The following is a 16,250-nucleotide window of genomic DNA, read 5'->3' as shown; positions in this document are numbered from 1 at the left end:
CGGCCTGGCGTGGTCATGGTCATCTGGAGGGGGTGGACTGGCGGGCGCGTTCCTGTGAGTGTTTGATCTCCGCCTCGGCTTCGGTCCGGCCGGCCCAGATCCCGCGTTCGGTGTCGACGCTCTTGCCGGGTTCGAGGTCCTTGTACACGTCGAAGAAGTGTTGGATCTCCAGCTTGTAGAAGTGCTCCAGATCCGCGATGTCGCCGAGGTGCGCGAGGCGGGGGTCAGCCGTGGGCACGCATAGCACCTTCGGGTCGGGCCCCTTCTCGTCCCGCATGCGGAACATGCCGATGGCCCGGCATCGGATGAGGCAGCCGGGAAAGGTCGGTTCCTGTACCAGTACCAGCGCGTCAAGGGGGTCGGTGTCTTCACCGAGGGTGTGTTCGATGAAGCCGTAGTCGGCCGGGTACTGGGTAGCGGTGAACAGGGTGCGGTCCAGTCGGATCCGGCCGGTCCGGCGATCCATTTCGAATTTGTTACGTGTTCCCTTGGGAATCTCGATGGTGACGTCGAACTCCATGCGATTGCTCCGCTCCTCGGACCTTCAGTCGGCGGCCGGCTGTCGGTCTGGTCGGTGATGGCTTCGGGGTCCGGGATCTCGAACCGAGATCCCGGACCCCGCGCCTGCCGACCCGGCCGGTTGGAGCGTTCAGGCCCGGGCCGGCGCTGTGGGGTGTCGATCGGGTTGAAAATGGCCGCCTTCGGTCTCCCAGACGGCGACATCGTCGGCGTCTGGGACCAACGGTCGTGAGCGAGGGCTGGGCGGTACGGACAGGATGTCGGCGGCGCGGGTGGTGTTGGCGGGGCGGGAAGCCGCGAGCATGGCCGCCGTCGCCGCGGCGTACGTGGTCTCGGGTGCTATCACGGCCAGGTCGATCCGCAGATCCCGCCGGCCTGTGATGATCACCAACTGGGCACCGAGGGTGGCGAACCAGCCCACTCGCACCACGGCACCGCCGACGCCGATGCGGCACGGATGCCTTTCCCAGGCCGCCGGCTGCAGCATGATGCGTTCGATCACGCCACCGCGCCGTGCGGTCAGCGCCGTGACCAGGCTGCACAATTCGACGACCGGGTCGCGTGAGGTGGGCCACCAACCGCCGTCGAGCATCGCGCGGCTGGACGGCGAGTCGGTCATCCGCAGGCGTGCCGTAGGCGGCTCACCGGTGCAGACCCACGTCATGCGGTCCTCGGCAGAGCGGACCATCAGTTCCGCCCCTCCGGTACGTCGGTGCCCGGGTCGGTGTCGGCGGGGTCCGGACGGGTGTTGGTGGTGTAGGAGGTGATGCGGTGCCTGCGGGTCAACAGCCGCAGTTGGATGATGCGCCGCACGGTGGCTTGCACGGTCACCAGCAGCACACCGAACACCGCAGCGAGCAGCAACGCGACTCCCATCGGCAGTTGCCCCTGCGCGCCGAAGAAGTGCACCTCCGTGCGTTGACCGTTCTGTAGGATGAAGATCAATAGCAGGAGCAGCACCACGGCGGACGCTGCGAACGCGACAAGCGAACCCCCGGCGCGGACACGCGGCACAGGACGGGGCCGGTCGTTGATCTGCGGGCCCGGCTGCACGTTGGTGGAGCGGGCGGAGCCGGTGAACCTAGACATTGTGGACCTCATCTCGACGGTGGTGCGCGAAGTACGCGAACCGGAGCCGCCGGGGTCCAGGACGACATCCTCAGCATACTCTCCGAGTGGCTGATCGGTACGCCCGGGATGTCGGATCTAGCGATCCGGACAAACAGGCTCAGGATGGCGCCTCAGCTCCCGCCCGGGTCGCACGGCAGCTCAACGCGTGGCGACCGGAGGTGCGGGAGATCCGATCTCGTTCAGGTGGCGCAGTACCTCGGCCCAGGAGCGGCCAAGCGTGGTTTCGCTGTAGTCGATCTCGTGCTCGGCGCAGAACCGCCTGATCAAGGGTTGGGCGCGGCGCAGGTTGGGGCACGGCATGCTCGGGAACAGGTGGTGTTCGATCTGGTAGTTCAGACCGCCGAGCATGATGTCGATGAACCGCCCGCCGCGGACGTTGCGGGAGGTGAGAACCTGCCGCCGGAGGTAGTCGACGTTGTCGTCGGCGTCGAGGATGGGCATGCCCTTGTGGTTCGGGGCAAAGGAGCAGCCGAGATAGAGGCCGAGCACGCCCTGGTTGACGAGGATGAACGCGACCGCCTGTACCGGGTTCAGGACCAGGAACACGGCAGTCAGGTAGCCGCCCAGGTGCAGGGCCAGCAGTCCGGCTTCGACGGGTCGGCGGGCGATGCGGCGCGGACCGAGGACCGCCTTCACGCTGTTGAGGTGCAGGTGCAGGCCTTCCAACAGAAGCAACGGGAAGAACAGATATGCCTGGTAGCGCACGAGCAGCGCACGGAGTCCACGTTGATGGTGGGCCTGGTCGGCGGTGAAGGCCAGGGGCGCCACGGTGATGTCGGGGTCCTTGCCCTCGGTGTTGGGGTGTGCGTGGTGCCGATTGTGCTTGTCCACCCACCAGCCGTAGCTGAGCCCGGTCAGGAGGTTGCCGTGCACGATGCCGATCAGGTCGTTCCCGCGCCGCGAGCTGGCGATCTGCCGGTGCCCCGCATCGTGGCCGATGAACCCGGCCTGCGCGAAGACCACCGCCAGAGCCACCGCGATGCCGAGCTGCCACCACGATTCACCCAATCGGACGAACAAGGCGCACAATCCGGCGAAGGAACCGACGACGAGGCCGATCCGCACTGCGTAGTAGCCCCGCCGTCGCCCGAGCAGACCCGCCGCTCGGACCAGCCGGGACAAATTCGCGTAGTCGCTGCCCCGCTGACCGTCGGTGCCGAGGCTGGTATCGCTCATGATGGCTGCTCCCGCTGGTCCTTCTCCGTCTGCCTGTCCCACCGGCGGCTCGACCATCCGGTCAGACGAGCCTGGAGCTGTTGAGGCATCCGCCGCAGGACCGGGCTCCGGCGGGCACGCCGCACCAGGGCCGCACGCTTCCTCCGTGGCCGACCCCGAGGCGGCCGGCTCCGACGCCTCTTCACCTCCGATTTTCGTCATTCGACCAACCCGTCGCAGCGGATTGGTTCAATAGCGCCGGAGCACGGGGGCGCTGCGGTAGGAGGTGTGGGCCTGGCGAAGGGTCCGAGCGAAGCGCGCCTCACGGGGACGGCTCGTTCGCGAGATCGGCCGGATCCAGCTGCAGGATGGCGAGCAGCCCAGCGTGCTCTTCGGGGTCCACCCGCTCCGGTAGCTCGCGCTCGACCCGGTCGGCCCTGACCTGCTGGCCGCGTTGGCGAAGAATACGTCTTCTGCCTGGCGATGTTCATCGGATGCTCCCTGGTAAGGCCGTCCGGAAGAGTCGTGCTACCGGCCACTGCGAAACGGGCTGGTCCCGGTTGACTACAGGTCAGCGGAGCATCCCGGCTCTCAGTTGGGTCAGCGAGCGTTTCAGCAGCCGGGAGACGTGCATCTGGGACAGCCCGACCCGGGTGGCGATCTGCGCCTGGGTCAGGTCGCCGTAGAACCGCATGGTCAGGATCCGACGCTCGCGTGGCGGAAGCGCCGCGAGGAGCAGTCGGAGGGTGAGGTGGTCGTCCACCGCCGCGTATCCCGGATCGGCGGTGCCGATGTGCGCGTGCCGCTCGATGCCGTTGCCCCCGGGCCGTGGCTCGTTCAACGACTGCGGCCGGTAGACATCGGAGGCGGCGACGGCGGCCATGAGCTGGGCGACGGTCACCTCCAGGTAATCGGCGAGTTCTCCGTCAGTCGGTTCGCGACGGTGCTGCTGCCCGAGCTTGCCCCGGGCCTCGGGCACCCGGGCGCCCAGTTCCTGCGCCGCTCGCGACACCCGGATCGCCCAGGCCGAATCGCGGAAGTGCCGTCGGATGCTGCCGAGGATGGTCGGGATGGCGTAGCTGGCGAACGGCACGCCCCGGTTGGTGTCGTACCCATCGACGGCTTTGATCAGGCCGAGCGCACCAACCTGAGCTAGGTCCTCGTAGGACTCTCCGCGGCCGGCGTAGCGGCGGGCCAGTCGACCGGCCATCGGCAGGTTCGCCTCGATGATCCGGGTTCGCAGCCGGGCACGCTCGGGATCGTCGACGTTCAGGGCTGCACGTAGACGCAACATTTGTTCGCTGGCCCCCGTGGCCGGGCTCAGCGTCGGAGGAAACAAAACAGCCGTGGGTGTCACGATGGTGGTGACCATTGTTCTACGCCCCTAACGGGCTGGTGGCGGCGAGACTGGCGGCCACCGGGGACCCGGGCGACACCGCCACCGTACGCCGTCATCTCCCCGACCGACACCCCTGAAGCCTTCGGGAACCGACTCGGCGGTGGCGCTGGTCGTCAGCCGGGCGGGTTGGTGACCGGTACCGACGCGAACTGCTCGGAGCCGTCGACGATCGCCTGGGACAGTTCGGACAGTCGCCGGTTGCGGCTGCGGGCGCCGTCGCGCAGTATCGCGAAGGCTTGGCCCACGTCCACCTGTAGGCGTTCGGCAAGGATCCCCTTGGCCTGCTCGATCAGGACCCGGCTGTTCAGGGCGGTCTGCAGCTGTTCGGTGAGGATGTCGCGCTGATGGATGGCGCGGTGTTGCAGCAGTCCGATGGTGGCCACGTCGGCGAGCGCCTGACCGATGCGGAGCTTGTCCTCATCGATGGCCCCTGGCTGGACGTCGAAGAGGTTCAGCGCGCCGATCACCTCGGAGCGCAGGCGCATGGGCAGGGCATGCACCGCGGCGAAGCCGACCTCGGCCGCGGCGGCGGTGAACCTCGGCCATCGGGCAGTGGTCAGGGTCAGGTCAGCGACCGACACCGGTTGCCCGGTATGGAAGCAGTCGAGGCAGGGCCCCTGGTCGGTCTGGAGCTGGAACAGCTCCAGCAGTCGGGTGCGTTCGGAGGAGGCGGCTACTACCTGCAGCGTGTCGCGTTGATCGGTCAGGAGCAGCCCGGCCGCCGACACACCCAGCAGCTCGACACATCTCTCGGTCAGCACGTGCAGGAACTCGATCACGTCAAAGTCGTCGATGAGAGTGTCGGCCATCTCCACGAAAACGTCGGCCAGCGGGGTCTCGGCCATGTCAGTCACCTCGTCAATCAGTGGTACCGCCGGTCGCCCGACGGTGGTCCGTAACGCGCCGACCCGGCGCCGATCGCTTGTTCACCCATGTCGGTCATCAGCTGTCCCGGCCGGTCCGAGACGCAGGCGCCGGGCGACGACGTCCGCTGCCACATCCCGCAGGCGCCGGTCCTGGGCGTACGCGTAAGCGCGCAACCGGATGAGCGCCACCGCCGCGGAAACTCCCAACTGGACCGTGATCATTCCGGTTGCCTGGTGCACCTCGGGGTGGTGCAGGCCGGTCCGCTCGGGCCACTGATCGTCCCGGTCCGCCCCGTGGCGCGTCGCGTCGTCCAGCAGCACCGCGCATGCCGTGTCCGCCAGGACCAGCGCGTCGGCCAGTTGCTCCGCCCCGAGGTCACCGGCACAGGCCCGGTAGAGGTCCAGGACACCGAGGCGGATCCCGCCCACCCGTAACGGCAACGCGAACACCGCGCCGGTCCCGGCGAGCACCGCGGCTGGCGCGAACACCGGCCAGCGGTTCCGGCACTCCGGCACGGTCAGATCGCCGACCAGGACAGGTCCACCGGTGGTCGCGTCCACGCACGGCCCCTCACCGAGGGTCAGGGTCAGGTCTTCCAGCTCCAACGCCGTCCGGTCCGTGGCACACACCAGTTCGCGCGGCGTGGCGTCGAGGCTCACCGCGACAGCCCCCGAATCGACACCGGCGACCGATACCGCCGCCGCGCAGACATGATCGACCGCGACGGCGCCACCCCGGGCGGCATCGACGACAACGGCCCACAGCCGCCGCCGGCGATCGGCGGTCATCGGATCGCCACGCCCCGGGTTGTTCCTGTCCACTGCTGACTCCGACCCGGATCAGTCGAACGGACGCGCTGCCGTACGGCGCCGAAGTCTCGGGCGACGGTCACACCGTACTCCCGCATGACGCCACCGCGCGACCGGCGGCCCACCGACCGCGCCGGCGCCAGCGGCTGCCGATCCGGTCGCGGAGGCGTACGCTTGCGGTGTCGCTCGGGACCCCGGTGGCTGACAGTTCGCCGCTGGCGGACGCACCCCACCGATCGAGGTCACCGTGTTGGCCACCCGCCACACCACATCCGCCGGTCAGGTCGCCGGATCTCCGTCGCGTTCCTGGCCAGGCATCTCCCTAGCACCGGCACGCCGGACCGCGACAGCCCGCCGCAGGCCCACCCTCATCCAGGCATGTCAGCGCAAGACGGCGTCCAGGCATGCCAGACCTTCATCGAAAGGCGGCGGTTCGTGATGACCGCACCCCGGAACAGTCATGTTCGATTCTTCCCGCCAGATAGCCGCGGCGGCAGTGATGCTCCTCGTGCGATGCCCAGGCGGCCGTCGGTGAAGCGCTCACGGATCGGAGGCGTGTGGGTCGCTGCCGTGGTGTTCGCGTTCGTGCTCCTGCTGCTCCTGATCTTCATACTCCAGAACGGACAACGTGCCGAGGTGTCGTTCCTCGGCGCACACGGCACCCTGCCGATGGGGGTGGCACTGCTGCTGGCCGCCGTCTTCGGGGTCCTGCTCGTCGCCCTGCCCGGCACCGCCCGAATCGTGCAGCTCAGGATGCTCGACCGCCGTCCCGCCACGCAGCCGAACGGCCGGCCCGGACCCGACCCGACAACCGGCATCGCCAGCGTCCCGCTGTCGCCCCGCCCAGAGAATCGGGACGAATGAGCGTGTCCATCACCACGCGACCAGCCACCACGATCCCCGCACCGGCGCCCTCCGCACCCGGCTCGTCCTCGCACTCCCTCACGACCGGGCGGTTCTGGACGGCGGGTGGTGGCCGCTGGTCCTGGGAACCAGCCGCCGAACTCCCTCGCCTCGTCCTAACCCTGTTCGAACACCATGGCCGGATCCGACATCTCATGCTCAACATCCACACGGGGAAAGCCGGTTCCGCCGGTTGGGTCCCGGGCCGCGGCGGCGATGCCAGAGGTCCAGCAGATCCTCCCCGAATCCGAGCCCACGATGCACCCGGCGCCGGTGGCTTACCGACAAGAACGAGACGCCAGCAACGGCCGTGCCGCATCTGACGGTACGAGCCGGCACCCGGGTACCACACTGGTTTGCGCCCCACATTCCGCCCCGGCAGCACCCGGACCGGCGACGCAGTCGAAAGATCCCTGGCCAGAGGCCGTTTCGGACGAAGTCTCAACACCGATCGTCGAAGTGCAGTGTGGGGCGCGGTGTGACCACGGCTGTGACCACAAGATCACAAACAATCGGCGCCAGTCGATGACTGACGCCGATTGACCTGCATAAACGCTAGGTGGAGCCGAGGGGACTCGAACCCCTGACCCCCACACTGCCAGTGTGGTGCGCTACCAGCTGCGCCACGGCCCCTTGCTGGTCGGCCCGGTCACCCGGGCACTCGCGAAATAATACACACGCCCGAGCCCGGCTCCCAGCGGGTACCCCCGAGCCGGCGCGCCGGGCCCGCCCCGGTCAGTTGAGGGCGACGTCGGGCGGGAAGTGCGCCACCGCCGCCATGATGCCGCCCTGCCGGCGCAGCACCATCGGCCAGAGATCGTCCGGCCGGTCCACGAACGGGTCACCCGGCAGCGCGTCCAGCACGAACCAGGAGCCCCGGGCGATCTCCTCCTCCACCTGGCCGGGTGACCAGCCGGAGTAGCCGGCGAACACCCGGATCCCGGTGATGCTCGGGCGGAGTCGCTCCGGATCCACCGACAGGTCGACGGTGCCGACCGCCCCGGAGATCCGGTTGAAGCCCTTCACCCGCTGGCCCGCCGTGCGCATCCGGGCCAGGCAGATCGCCGACTCGGGCTGCACCGGGCCGCCTTCGAAGAGCACCGCCGGCTCGCCGGCGAGTTGTCCCCAGTCGCCGAGAACATCGGCCACCGGCACCTCCGTGGCCCGGTTGAGCACCACGCCCAACGCACCACCAGGCTCGTGGGCGACGAGCAGCACGACGGTGCGATCGAAGTTGGGGTCCTTGAGTGTCGGCGTCGCGACCAGCAGTTGCCCGGTCATCGACTCCATGGACCGCCCACCGATCGCCTGCCCCTCTGAATGCATGCCAGCCACCCGCTATCCGTCCACCCCGGTGCCGGCCCGAGTCCCCCGGGCGCGCCGCCGCGGCACAGGTAGGGCGTCCGGGACCGGACCGGCGACCGTCGGCACCCACACCGTCAACGTCATGCACCGCACCATAGCCTGCGGCACACGGGCTGGTTAAGGTCTGGAGGCCCGGCACGGCCGGGCGGGGGGACATTGACCGCAACCCGACTGGAAGGGCTGGGCCTGTGGCGGCACACGCGGAACTCGCGATCATCGGGGGGTCGGGGCTGTATGCCCTGATGGACGACGTTCGCGCGCATCCGGTGGAGACACCGTACGGCGAACCGTCGGATCCCATCATGCTGGCCGAGGTGGACGGTCGGTCGGTCGCGTTCCTTCCCCGGCACGGTCGCGACCACCGGCATCCGCCGCACCTCATCCCGTACCGGGCCAACATGTGGGCGCTGCGCTCGATCGGGGTTCGACAGATCCTCGCCCCGTGCGCGGTCGGCGGGCTGCGCCCGGAATTCGGACCCGGCGCGTTCGTGGTGCCCGACCAGATGATCGACCGGACGAGCGGCCGGATCCAGACCTACTTCGACCGTGGCGCGGTGCACGTGCCGTTCGCCGATCCGTACTGTCCGACGGGCCGGGCGACGGTCCTGGACACGGCTCGCCGGGAGGGAATCAGCGCGCACGACGGCGGGACCATGGTCGTCGTGGAGGGCCCGCGCTTCTCCACCCGGGCCGAGTCGCAGTGGTACGCCTCGGCGGGCGGTTCGATCATCAACATGACCGGCCACCCGGAGGCCGTGCTCGCCCGGGAACTCGCCCTCTGCTACACCTCGGTGGCCCTGGTCACCGACTACGACGCGGGGGTGGAATCGGGCCAGGGAGTGACCCAGGACGAGGTCTTCAAGGTCTTCGCCGAGAACATCTCGACCCTGCGTGATCTGCTGTTGCGCGCGATCGCCCAACTGCCGACCGGGCACGACTGCCGCTGCCGGCACAGCCTGGACGGAATCACCCTCCCGCTCGACCTGCCGTGATCGTCGGGATGATCCGGGTTACCAATTATCCGGCGCCCATGGTCGGTAGGGTCGGGACGCGGAGGTGCCCGAGCCATGACGACGGTACGCGAGGCGACCTACGACCTGTTGCGGGCGCTGGATCTGACCACGGTCTTCGGTAATCCCGGGTCGACCGAGGAGCCGTTCCTGGCCGACTTTCCGGCCGATTTCAGGTACGTGCTGGCCCTGCAGGAGGCGTCGGCGGTGGCCATGGCCGACGGCTACGCCCAGGCAACCGGCCGGGCCGCGCATGTCAACCTGCACACCGCTCCCGGCGTGGGCAACGGCATGGGCAACCTGGCCACCGCCTGGCACAACAAGACCCCACTGCTGGTCACCGCCGGCCAGCAGGCCCGCGGCATGCTTGTCACCGAGCCGCGGTTGACCAGCATCCGCGCCACCGAGCTGGCCCAGCCGTACGTGAAGTGGAGCTACGAGCCGCCGCGTGCGCAGGACGTCCCGGCGGCGCTGCTGCGCGGGTACGCACTCGCGATACAGCCGCCGTCCGGACCGGTGCTGCTGTCCCTGCCGCTCGACGACTGGCGGCAGCCCGCGGAGGAGGGCCCACCGGAACGGCGGATCAGCACCCGGTTCGGTCCCGATCCGGAGCAGTTGCGCGACATCGCCGAGGTGCTGGCCGGCAGCGACAACCCGGTGCTGGTGGTGGGTGGTGGCATCGACCGCGACGGAGGGTGGGCCGAGGCGGTGGCACTCGCCGAACGACTGCGCGCCCCGGTCTGGTCGGCTCCGTCGTCGGAACGGGCCGGCTTTCCCGAGGACCACCCACAGTTCCAAGGGGTGCTGCCGTTCGCCATCGCCCCGCTGGCGGAGCGGCTCCGCGGCCACGACACCGTCCTCGTGGTCGGCGCCCCGGTGTTCCGCTACTACCCGCACGTGCCGGGCAGCTACCTGCCCGTCGGAGCCCGGCTGCTGCACATCACCGACGACCCGGCGGAGGTGGCCCGCGCACCGGTCGGGGACAGCCTGCTGGCGCACAGCCGGCTCGCCTGCCGCGCGCTCACCGAGTTGCTCCCGGTCGCCGACCGGTTGCCGCCACCCGCCCGGCAGCCCCTCCCGCCGCCGGAGTTCGGCCAGCCGCCGACCCCGGATGCCTTGTTCGCCGCGCTCGCCGCGCACTGGCCGGCCGACGGCGTACTCGTGCAGGAGACGCCGTCCAACCTCGCGGCGTTGCGCCGCCGGTTGCCGGTCACCCGGCCCCGGTCGTACTTCACGATGGCCAGTGGCGGCCTCGGGTTCGGACTGCCGGCGGCGGTGGGTGTCGCACTGGCCGAGCGGGACACCGGCCGGCATCGGCCGGTGCTCGCCGTGATCGGCGACGGGTCGTTCCACTACTCCGTCCAGGCGCTGTGGACGGCGGCTCGCCAGCGGCTTCCCCTGGTCGTCCTGGTGCCGGTCAACCAGCAGTACGGGATCCTCAAGGCGTTCGCCCGGCACGAGAGAACACCCGACGTTCCCGGCCTGGATCTGCCCGGCCTCGACCTGCTCACCGTCGCCCGGGGGTACGGCTGCCGCACGTCGACCGTCGAGACGGCGGAGGCGGTCGGTGCTGCGGTACGCGCCGGACTGGCCGGGACCGGGCCGACGGTGCTGGCGGCGCCGGTCACCGGCGAGGTGCCGGACATCCTCTGAGGCAGCCGTCAGGTTTCGCCGCCGATGTCGATCTGGTACGCCTGGTAGACGAGATCCGCTCCGCGCTGCCGGTGCCGAGACAACTCCCGCAGCAGATCGCCACCCCAGGTCCGGATCTCGTCGACGGTGGTCTGGGGATGATCCACCCGTTGCCGCAACGCCGCGACCGAGGCCAGCACGGCGGCGTGCTCCCGGATCAGCACGTGCACCGCGCGGGCCAGCCGCGGAGCGTGATCCAACAACTCGGCGTACAGCCCGTCCGGCCCCTCGGTGACCACCATGTGTTCGCCGAACGCCCGGCCGAGGCCGGCCAGCCGCACGCTGACCCGCTGCCGCCACATCGGGTGGCCGGCGGGGGCGGCGAGGGCGCGTTCGACGTTCTGGATGTCGGTAAGCAGGGTGGCCCGGTGGGCGCGCGCGGCCCGCAGGGACACGCGCGTCGAACCGGGCGACATGGAGGCCGGGGGGCGCACCGGAATGGTCGTCAAGACGCACCTCCTCGCGCCGCACCTGTGAGGAGATGGTGCGCTCGACGCAGCCCCGCGTCCAGCCCTCTGAGCTGCCTCATCTGCTCCGATTGACCCACCGGGCACACAGACAACGGCGGCCCCACCCGAACCGGGTGGGGCCGCCGCGCGGTGGAGGTGCCGGGAATCGAACCCGGGTCCTTCGCCGCCTCGTCAGGGCTTCTCCGAGCGCAGCTCGCTGTGCCTCTACTCGGCCCCTCCGATCACGCGAGCGAGTCGGTGTGACGGGCCCAGTCGCTGATTGATCTCGCCGCACGGACCCCGCGACCGGGTCCGATTGGCCAGCCTTCTAGCTGATGCCGGCTAACTGGGTCGAAGGCACTCCCAGGCCGACAAACTAGCTACTCGCCTCAGGCGGCGAGAGCGTAGTTAGCGCGATTAACCTTGGCGCTTATAGGTTTCCGACGACCGATTATCGAGACGACGTCGGCTTCCTCGGCTCGCTTCCCCTGCCTCAACGCACGAAGTCGAAACCAGTCACCCCCTGGATGATGTTGCGTGCCGAACGATCTCCGGCCCGTCAAGCTTAACGCCTGCCCGGCCCGACTTCATCCCGGATACCACGCCGCCTCGCCAGCAAATCAGACATTTCGGGACGAGGCTCACATCCGACGCATGCCCTTGCCGCGCCGGCCCACCACCCGGGCGATCTCCCGATCCGCGTCCCGCTTGGCCAGATCCTGGCGCTTGTCGTACGACTTCTTGCCCTTGGCGAGGCCGACCTCGACCTTTGCCCAGCCGTCGGAGAAGTACACCGACAGCGGCACCAGGGTGAGCCCGCTCTCCCGCAGCTTGCCGATCAGACGGTCGATCTCGATGCGGTTGAGCAGCAGCTTGCGGGTGCGCCGGGGCTCGTGGTTGGTCCAGGTGCCCTGGGTGTACTCGGGGATGTGCATGCCGTGCAGGAACAACTCACCGTCGCGCTCCTGGGCGAACGCGTCCACCAGGGACGCCCGTCCGGCTCGCAGCGACTTGACCTCGGTGCCGGTGAGCGCCATGCCGGCCTCGTAGGTGTCGAGGATCGCGTAGTCGTGGCGCGCCTTGCGGTTGGAGGCGACGACCTTGCGCCCCTTCTCCCGTGGCATCCGCGCCACTCCCCTCTCGCTCATGATCCGCTGGAGACCGAGCAATGCTACCCAGCCTGACCGGGTCAGTCGGAGCGATTTCGGGCACACCGCCGCGACCCGGCCGAGGACCGAGTGTTCGGGTTTCCGCCGGGCCCGCCCACGACGGGATCAAGCCTGACCGCCCAGAGTGGGCGGGCCCGGCGGAAACCCCGACCCGCCTAGACCCGCAGGTAGAAGCGCAACGTGACCCACGCGGTGATGGCGCTGATCAGGCTCCCGACTCCCGCCATGAACGGGAACATGAGCAACACGGTGCTCCACTCGATCGGAGTGAGCAGGTTTGTCAGTTCCCGCAAGGAGCCGTCCAGCAGCACCGCCTTACCGAGCGCCAGCATGCCGAACGCCAGAATCGAGCCGATCAGGCCGGCGAAGACAGCCTCCAGCACGAACGGGGCCTGGATGAACCAGTTGGAGGCGCCGACGAGTTTCATGACCGCGACCTCACGGCGTTTGCTGTACGCGGCGACCTGGATCGTGTTTGCCACCAGCAGTAACGCGGCAAGCGCCATCAGGGCTGCCGCACCGAGCGCCATCTTCTGCACCGAGCCGAGGATGTTGAAGACCTTGTCCAGCAGTTTCCGCTGGTCGATGATCTGGTCGATGCCCGCGGTGCTCTTGTACTTGTCGTAGATGGCGGTGAACTGCTCCGGGTTGTTGAGCTTGACCCGGTACGACTCGGGCAACTGAGCCGCGGTGACCGCGCCCACCAGGTCGGGGGCGTCCCGGTACATCTCCTTGAACTTCGTGAGCGCCTCATCACGCGACTCGAAGTAGACCTCCCGGACCAGCGGGTCGCTGTCCAGCTGCGTCTTGAGCTCGTCCTTCTGCTCCGGGGTGGCGTCCTGCTTGAGGAAGATCGACACCTCGATCTTCTCGTAGTACCAGTCCTTCATGTTGTTGACCTGGAGGTACATCAGGCCGCTGGTACCCAGCATGGCGAGCGACACCATCATGGTAATGATCATCGCGACCGTCATTGTGACGTTTCGCCATAGTCCGACGAGCACCTCGGACAGGACGTACTTCAGGCGCATCGGGGGTTCCTTCCGGATCTCCGCTGGTGGTTCGGGGTCGGGTCAGGGCGCGGCGAGGGGTCAGCCGTAGACGCCACGGGCCTGGTCACGGACGATCCGTCCGCTCTCGATCTCGATGACCCGACGTCGCATCTGGTTCACGATGTTGGAGTCGTGGGTGACCATGACGACCGTCGTGCCCGTGCGGTTGATCCGGTCCAGCAGCCGCATGATCTCGATCGACGTGTCGGGGTCCAGGTTTCCGGTCGGCTCGTCCGCCAGCAGGATCAGCGGTCGATTCACGAATGCCCGGGCGACGGCCACCCGCTGCTGCTCACCGCCGGAGAGCTCGTGCGGGTAGCGGTGCTCCTTGCCGCCCAGGCCGACCAGCTCCAGCACCTCGGGCACGACCCGGCGGGCCACCGCCTTGGTCTTGCCGATCACCTCGAGCGCGAACGCCACGTTCTCGTACGCGGTGCGGTTGGGAAGCAACCGGAAGTCCTGGAAGACGCAACCGATCGACCGCCGGAAGTTCGGGATCTTCCACGAGCGCATGGACGTGACGTCCCGGCTGTTGACCACGACCTTGCCCTTGTTCGGGGTGACTTCGTGGAGCAGCAGCTTGATGATCGTGGACTTACCGGAGCCGGACGGGCCGATGAAGAAGACGAACTCACCCTTCTCGATCCCCACCGACACGTTGTCCAACGACGGCCGGGACGCCTTCGGGTACGTCTTGGTCACTTGCTCGAGCTGAATCACGGGTGGTGAGTCTACGCCGTGTAACTGATACGCCAAGTCCGGTGCCCACCCCCGGCCGGATGTTGTCAGTTAGGTGAAATTTGTCGCCACCATCGAACCATCCGGAGTTCCCCCGTGATCACCCCGCGTCGACCTCCAACTGCTGCCGCTTCCGCCAGCGGATGCCGGCCTCGATGAAGCTGTCCAGGTCCCCGTCGAAAACCGAGGTGGGGTTCCCGGTCTCCTGCTCCGTCCGTAGGTCCTTCACCATCTGGTACGGGTGCAGCACGTAGGACCGCATCTGGTCACCCCAGGAACCGGCGGCGTCCGCCTTGAGGCCCTGCAGCTTGGCCTGCTCCTCCTGGCGCTTGCGCTCCAGCAGCCGGGCCTGGAGCACGCGCAGCGCCGACGCCTTGTTCTGCAGTTGCGACTTCTCGTTCTGGCAGGTCACGACGATGCCGGTGGGCACGTGTGTGATCCGTACCGCAGAGTCGGTCGTGTTGACGCTCTGTCCACCGGGCCCTGACGAACGGTAGACGTCAATCCGCATCTCGTTCTCGGGAATGTCGATGTGGTCGGTCTGCTCCACCACCGGCAGCACCTCGACCCCGGCGAAGCTGGTCTGCCGGCGGCCCTGGTTGTCGAACGGGCTGATCCGGACCAGCCGGTGGGTACCCGCCTCGACACTCAGCGTGCCGTAGGCGTACGGGACCTTCACCGTGAAGGTCGCGGACTTGAGGCCGGCCTCCTCGGCGTACGACGTCTCGTAGACCTCGGTGGGATAGCCGTGCCGTTCGGCCCAGCGCAGGTACATCCGCAGCAGCATCTCGGCGAAGTCCGCCGCGTCCACCCCGCCCGCCCCGGCCCGGATGGCGACCAACGCCTCCCGCGAGTCGTACTCGCCGGAGAGCAGGGTGCGGACCTCCATCTCCTCGATGGCCTTGGTCAGCCCGGCTATCTCGGTTTCCACCTCGGCCAGGGTGCCGGGGTCGTCCTCGGCCTCGGCGAGTTCGAGCAACACCCGGGCGTCGTCCAGCCGCGAGCGCAGGGTCGACAGCTTGTCGATCTCCCCGTTTACGTACGAGAGCTGGGAGGTCACCTGCTGGGCCCGGGCCTGGTCGTCCCACAGGTCCGGGGCGGACGCCGCCTCCTCCAGCCGGGCCTTGTCCCGGCGTAGCTTGTCGACGTCGAGGACGGCCTCGATCGAGCGCATCGTCGCGTCGAGGTCCTTGAGCTGGTCGGCGTAGTCGGCAGCGGTCACAACCATCGAGAATACGTCGCCGGCCGGGAGAACCGGGCACCGCCCGGCACTCTTAGCTGGTAGGCCCGGACTTGAGCCACGACAGCGCCGCCTTGTGGTACGCGACGGCGAACTCCAGGGCGGCCGCGCCATACTTGTCGCCGGCCTTCTTGGACTCCTTGGCCTGCTCGCGCACGAAGGCCAGCGCCTCGGTGTGGTACTCGTTCGCGGTCGAGTAGAGCGCCTTGAGCTGGGCGGTGGTGTGCAGCGGCCCGAAAGCCACCCGCAGCGCGACCGGGTTGCGCAGCGCGTCCCGGCCGGGGTGCTCGGTGAGCCAACGGGAGAAGGTGCGCTTGCCGGCGGCGGTGATCGCGTACGGCTGGCTGGACCGGGGGCCGGGCTTACCCATCCGGACCAGGCCCTGGTCGGCCAGCACGGGCAGTTCGCGGTAGACCTGACTGCGGGTCATCGACCAGTACGGGCCGAGACGCCGCTCGGCGGCGGCCATCAACTGGCCGCCCGTCATGGGACCCTCGTGCAGGAGCCCCAGCAGGGCCGCCGCCGTCGGGTTGATAGCTGTTTCCGCCATGGCCTCTACGCTGCCACTTTGTCGACTCGGCGTCCAGGATTTGACATGATCCGTCCGATCTTCCCTTTCCATTGTGCACTGTCTTTGGACGACAGTCGGTTGAGGACGATCGATCTCTCGACACCCACCTCACCGCACCCTCCAACCACCCCAGAACCCCCCGATCCCCCCAAAACACCCCCACCCACCCATACCCCGCACC

General features: G+C 68.7%; 17 protein-coding genes, 1 tRNA gene and 1 other RNA gene. 3 read left to right on the top strand and 16 right to left on the bottom strand.

All coding sequences use genetic code 11. From position 1 onward, the window contains the following. Positions 1-19 precede the first annotated feature (19 nt). The 7 genes from ACFQUZ_RS28240 to ACFQUZ_RS28210 all read right to left on the bottom strand — a co-directional run bounded on the left by ACFQUZ_RS28240 (position 20) and on the right by ACFQUZ_RS28210 (position 5,859). Complete coding sequence (locus tag ACFQUZ_RS28240; protein ID WP_377447598.1) at positions 20-520, bottom strand: inorganic diphosphatase; 501 nt, start codon at positions 518-520, stop codon at positions 20-22. Between the two features lie 129 nt (positions 521-649). Beyond that, the gene (locus tag ACFQUZ_RS28235; RefSeq protein ID WP_377447596.1) at positions 650-1,138 is read right to left on the bottom strand and encodes a DUF5994 family protein; all 489 of its coding nucleotides are present in this window, start codon (positions 1,136-1,138) and stop codon (positions 650-652) included. A 68-nt stretch (positions 1,139-1,206) separates the two neighbouring features. Further along, positions 1,207-1,608 (bottom strand): lipopolysaccharide assembly protein LapA domain-containing protein, encoded by a 402-nt coding sequence (locus ACFQUZ_RS28230; protein WP_377447594.1) that lies wholly within the window; start codon positions 1,606-1,608, stop codon positions 1,207-1,209. A 180-nt stretch (positions 1,609-1,788) separates the two neighbouring features. Then, the gene (locus ACFQUZ_RS28225) at positions 1,789-2,826 is read right to left on the bottom strand and encodes a fatty acid desaturase family protein (protein ID WP_377447592.1); all 1,038 of its coding nucleotides are present in this window, start codon (positions 2,824-2,826) and stop codon (positions 1,789-1,791) included. 550 nt (positions 2,827-3,376) lie between these two features. Continuing rightward, positions 3,377-4,099, bottom strand: a complete 723-nt coding sequence (locus ACFQUZ_RS28220; RefSeq protein ID WP_377447590.1) for a SigB/SigF/SigG family RNA polymerase sigma factor — start codon at positions 4,097-4,099, stop codon at positions 3,377-3,379. Between the two features lie 218 nt (positions 4,100-4,317). Beyond that, positions 4,318-5,049: a GAF and ANTAR domain-containing protein gene (locus ACFQUZ_RS28215; RefSeq protein WP_377447588.1), complete on the bottom strand. Its 732-nt coding sequence runs from the start codon at positions 5,047-5,049 to the stop codon at positions 4,318-4,320. 81 nt (positions 5,050-5,130) lie between these two features. After that, positions 5,131-5,859 carry a GAF and ANTAR domain-containing protein gene (locus tag ACFQUZ_RS28210; protein WP_377447586.1) on the bottom strand — a complete coding sequence of 243 codons (729 nt, stop codon included), beginning with the start codon at positions 5,857-5,859 and terminating at the stop codon, positions 5,131-5,133. 576 nt (positions 5,860-6,435) lie between these two features. Here ACFQUZ_RS28210 and ACFQUZ_RS28205 point away from each other — a divergent pair. Then, on the top strand, positions 6,436-6,744 hold the full coding sequence (locus tag ACFQUZ_RS28205; RefSeq protein WP_377447584.1) for a lipopolysaccharide assembly LapA domain-containing protein: 309 nt from the start codon (positions 6,436-6,438) through the stop codon (positions 6,742-6,744). 599 nt (positions 6,745-7,343) lie between these two features. Here ACFQUZ_RS28205 and ACFQUZ_RS28200 read toward each other — a convergent pair. Continuing rightward, positions 7,344-7,416, bottom strand: a tRNA-Ala gene (locus ACFQUZ_RS28200). A 102-nt stretch (positions 7,417-7,518) separates the two neighbouring features. After that, positions 7,519-8,109, bottom strand: a complete 591-nt coding sequence (locus ACFQUZ_RS28195; protein WP_377447582.1) for a YqgE/AlgH family protein — start codon at positions 8,107-8,109, stop codon at positions 7,519-7,521. Between the two features lie 227 nt (positions 8,110-8,336). On the opposite strand from ACFQUZ_RS28195, the gene ACFQUZ_RS28190 reads away from it, so the two are divergent. Both ACFQUZ_RS28190 and mdlC read left to right on the top strand, forming a co-directional pair. Then, a complete protein-coding gene (locus ACFQUZ_RS28190) occupies positions 8,337-9,140 on the top strand; it encodes an S-methyl-5'-thioadenosine phosphorylase (RefSeq protein WP_377447580.1) in 804 nt (267 codons plus the stop codon). Positions 9,141-9,215: 75 nt separating this feature from the next. Further along, positions 9,216-10,811 carry a benzoylformate decarboxylase gene (mdlC, locus tag ACFQUZ_RS28185; protein WP_377447578.1) on the top strand — a complete coding sequence of 532 codons (1,596 nt, stop codon included), beginning with the start codon at positions 9,216-9,218 and terminating at the stop codon, positions 10,809-10,811. A gap of 8 nt (positions 10,812-10,819) precedes the next feature. On the opposite strand, the gene ACFQUZ_RS28180 is transcribed toward mdlC, so the two are convergent. The 7 genes from ACFQUZ_RS28180 to ACFQUZ_RS28150 form a co-directional block, all read right to left on the bottom strand. Continuing rightward, entirely contained in the window at positions 10,820-11,299 is a 480-nt protein-coding gene (locus tag ACFQUZ_RS28180) for a hypothetical protein (protein ID WP_377447576.1), read from the bottom strand. Between the two features lie 148 nt (positions 11,300-11,447). Further along, positions 11,448-11,823, bottom strand: a transfer-messenger RNA (tmRNA) gene (gene ssrA / locus ACFQUZ_RS28175). 117 nt (positions 11,824-11,940) lie between these two features. Next, positions 11,941-12,423 (bottom strand): SsrA-binding protein SmpB, encoded by a 483-nt coding sequence (gene smpB, locus ACFQUZ_RS28170; protein WP_377447574.1) that lies wholly within the window; start codon positions 12,421-12,423, stop codon positions 11,941-11,943. Between the two features lie 200 nt (positions 12,424-12,623). Then, entirely contained in the window at positions 12,624-13,499 is an 876-nt protein-coding gene (gene ftsX, locus ACFQUZ_RS28165; protein WP_377447571.1) for a permease-like cell division protein FtsX, read from the bottom strand. A 60-nt stretch (positions 13,500-13,559) separates the two neighbouring features. Further along, positions 13,560-14,240 carry a cell division ATP-binding protein FtsE gene (gene ftsE, locus ACFQUZ_RS28160; protein WP_377447570.1) on the bottom strand — a complete coding sequence of 227 codons (681 nt, stop codon included), beginning with the start codon at positions 14,238-14,240 and terminating at the stop codon, positions 13,560-13,562. A 118-nt stretch (positions 14,241-14,358) separates the two neighbouring features. Continuing rightward, positions 14,359-15,480 (bottom strand): peptide chain release factor 2, encoded by a 1,122-nt coding sequence (prfB, locus tag ACFQUZ_RS28155; RefSeq protein ID WP_377447568.1) that lies wholly within the window; start codon positions 15,478-15,480, stop codon positions 14,359-14,361. 52 nt (positions 15,481-15,532) lie between these two features. Continuing rightward, on the bottom strand, positions 15,533-16,048 hold the full coding sequence (locus ACFQUZ_RS28150; RefSeq protein ID WP_377447566.1) for a PadR family transcriptional regulator: 516 nt from the start codon (positions 16,046-16,048) through the stop codon (positions 15,533-15,535). Positions 16,049-16,250 lie beyond the last annotated feature (202 nt).

It is taken from the genome of Plantactinospora sp. GCM10030261, assembly GCF_042666615.1.
Taxonomy (GTDB): domain Bacteria; phylum Actinomycetota; class Actinomycetes; order Mycobacteriales; family Micromonosporaceae; genus KBS50.
Note: the sequence above shows the minus strand (reverse complement) of the source record. Positions and strands in the feature narration are given on the sequence as shown.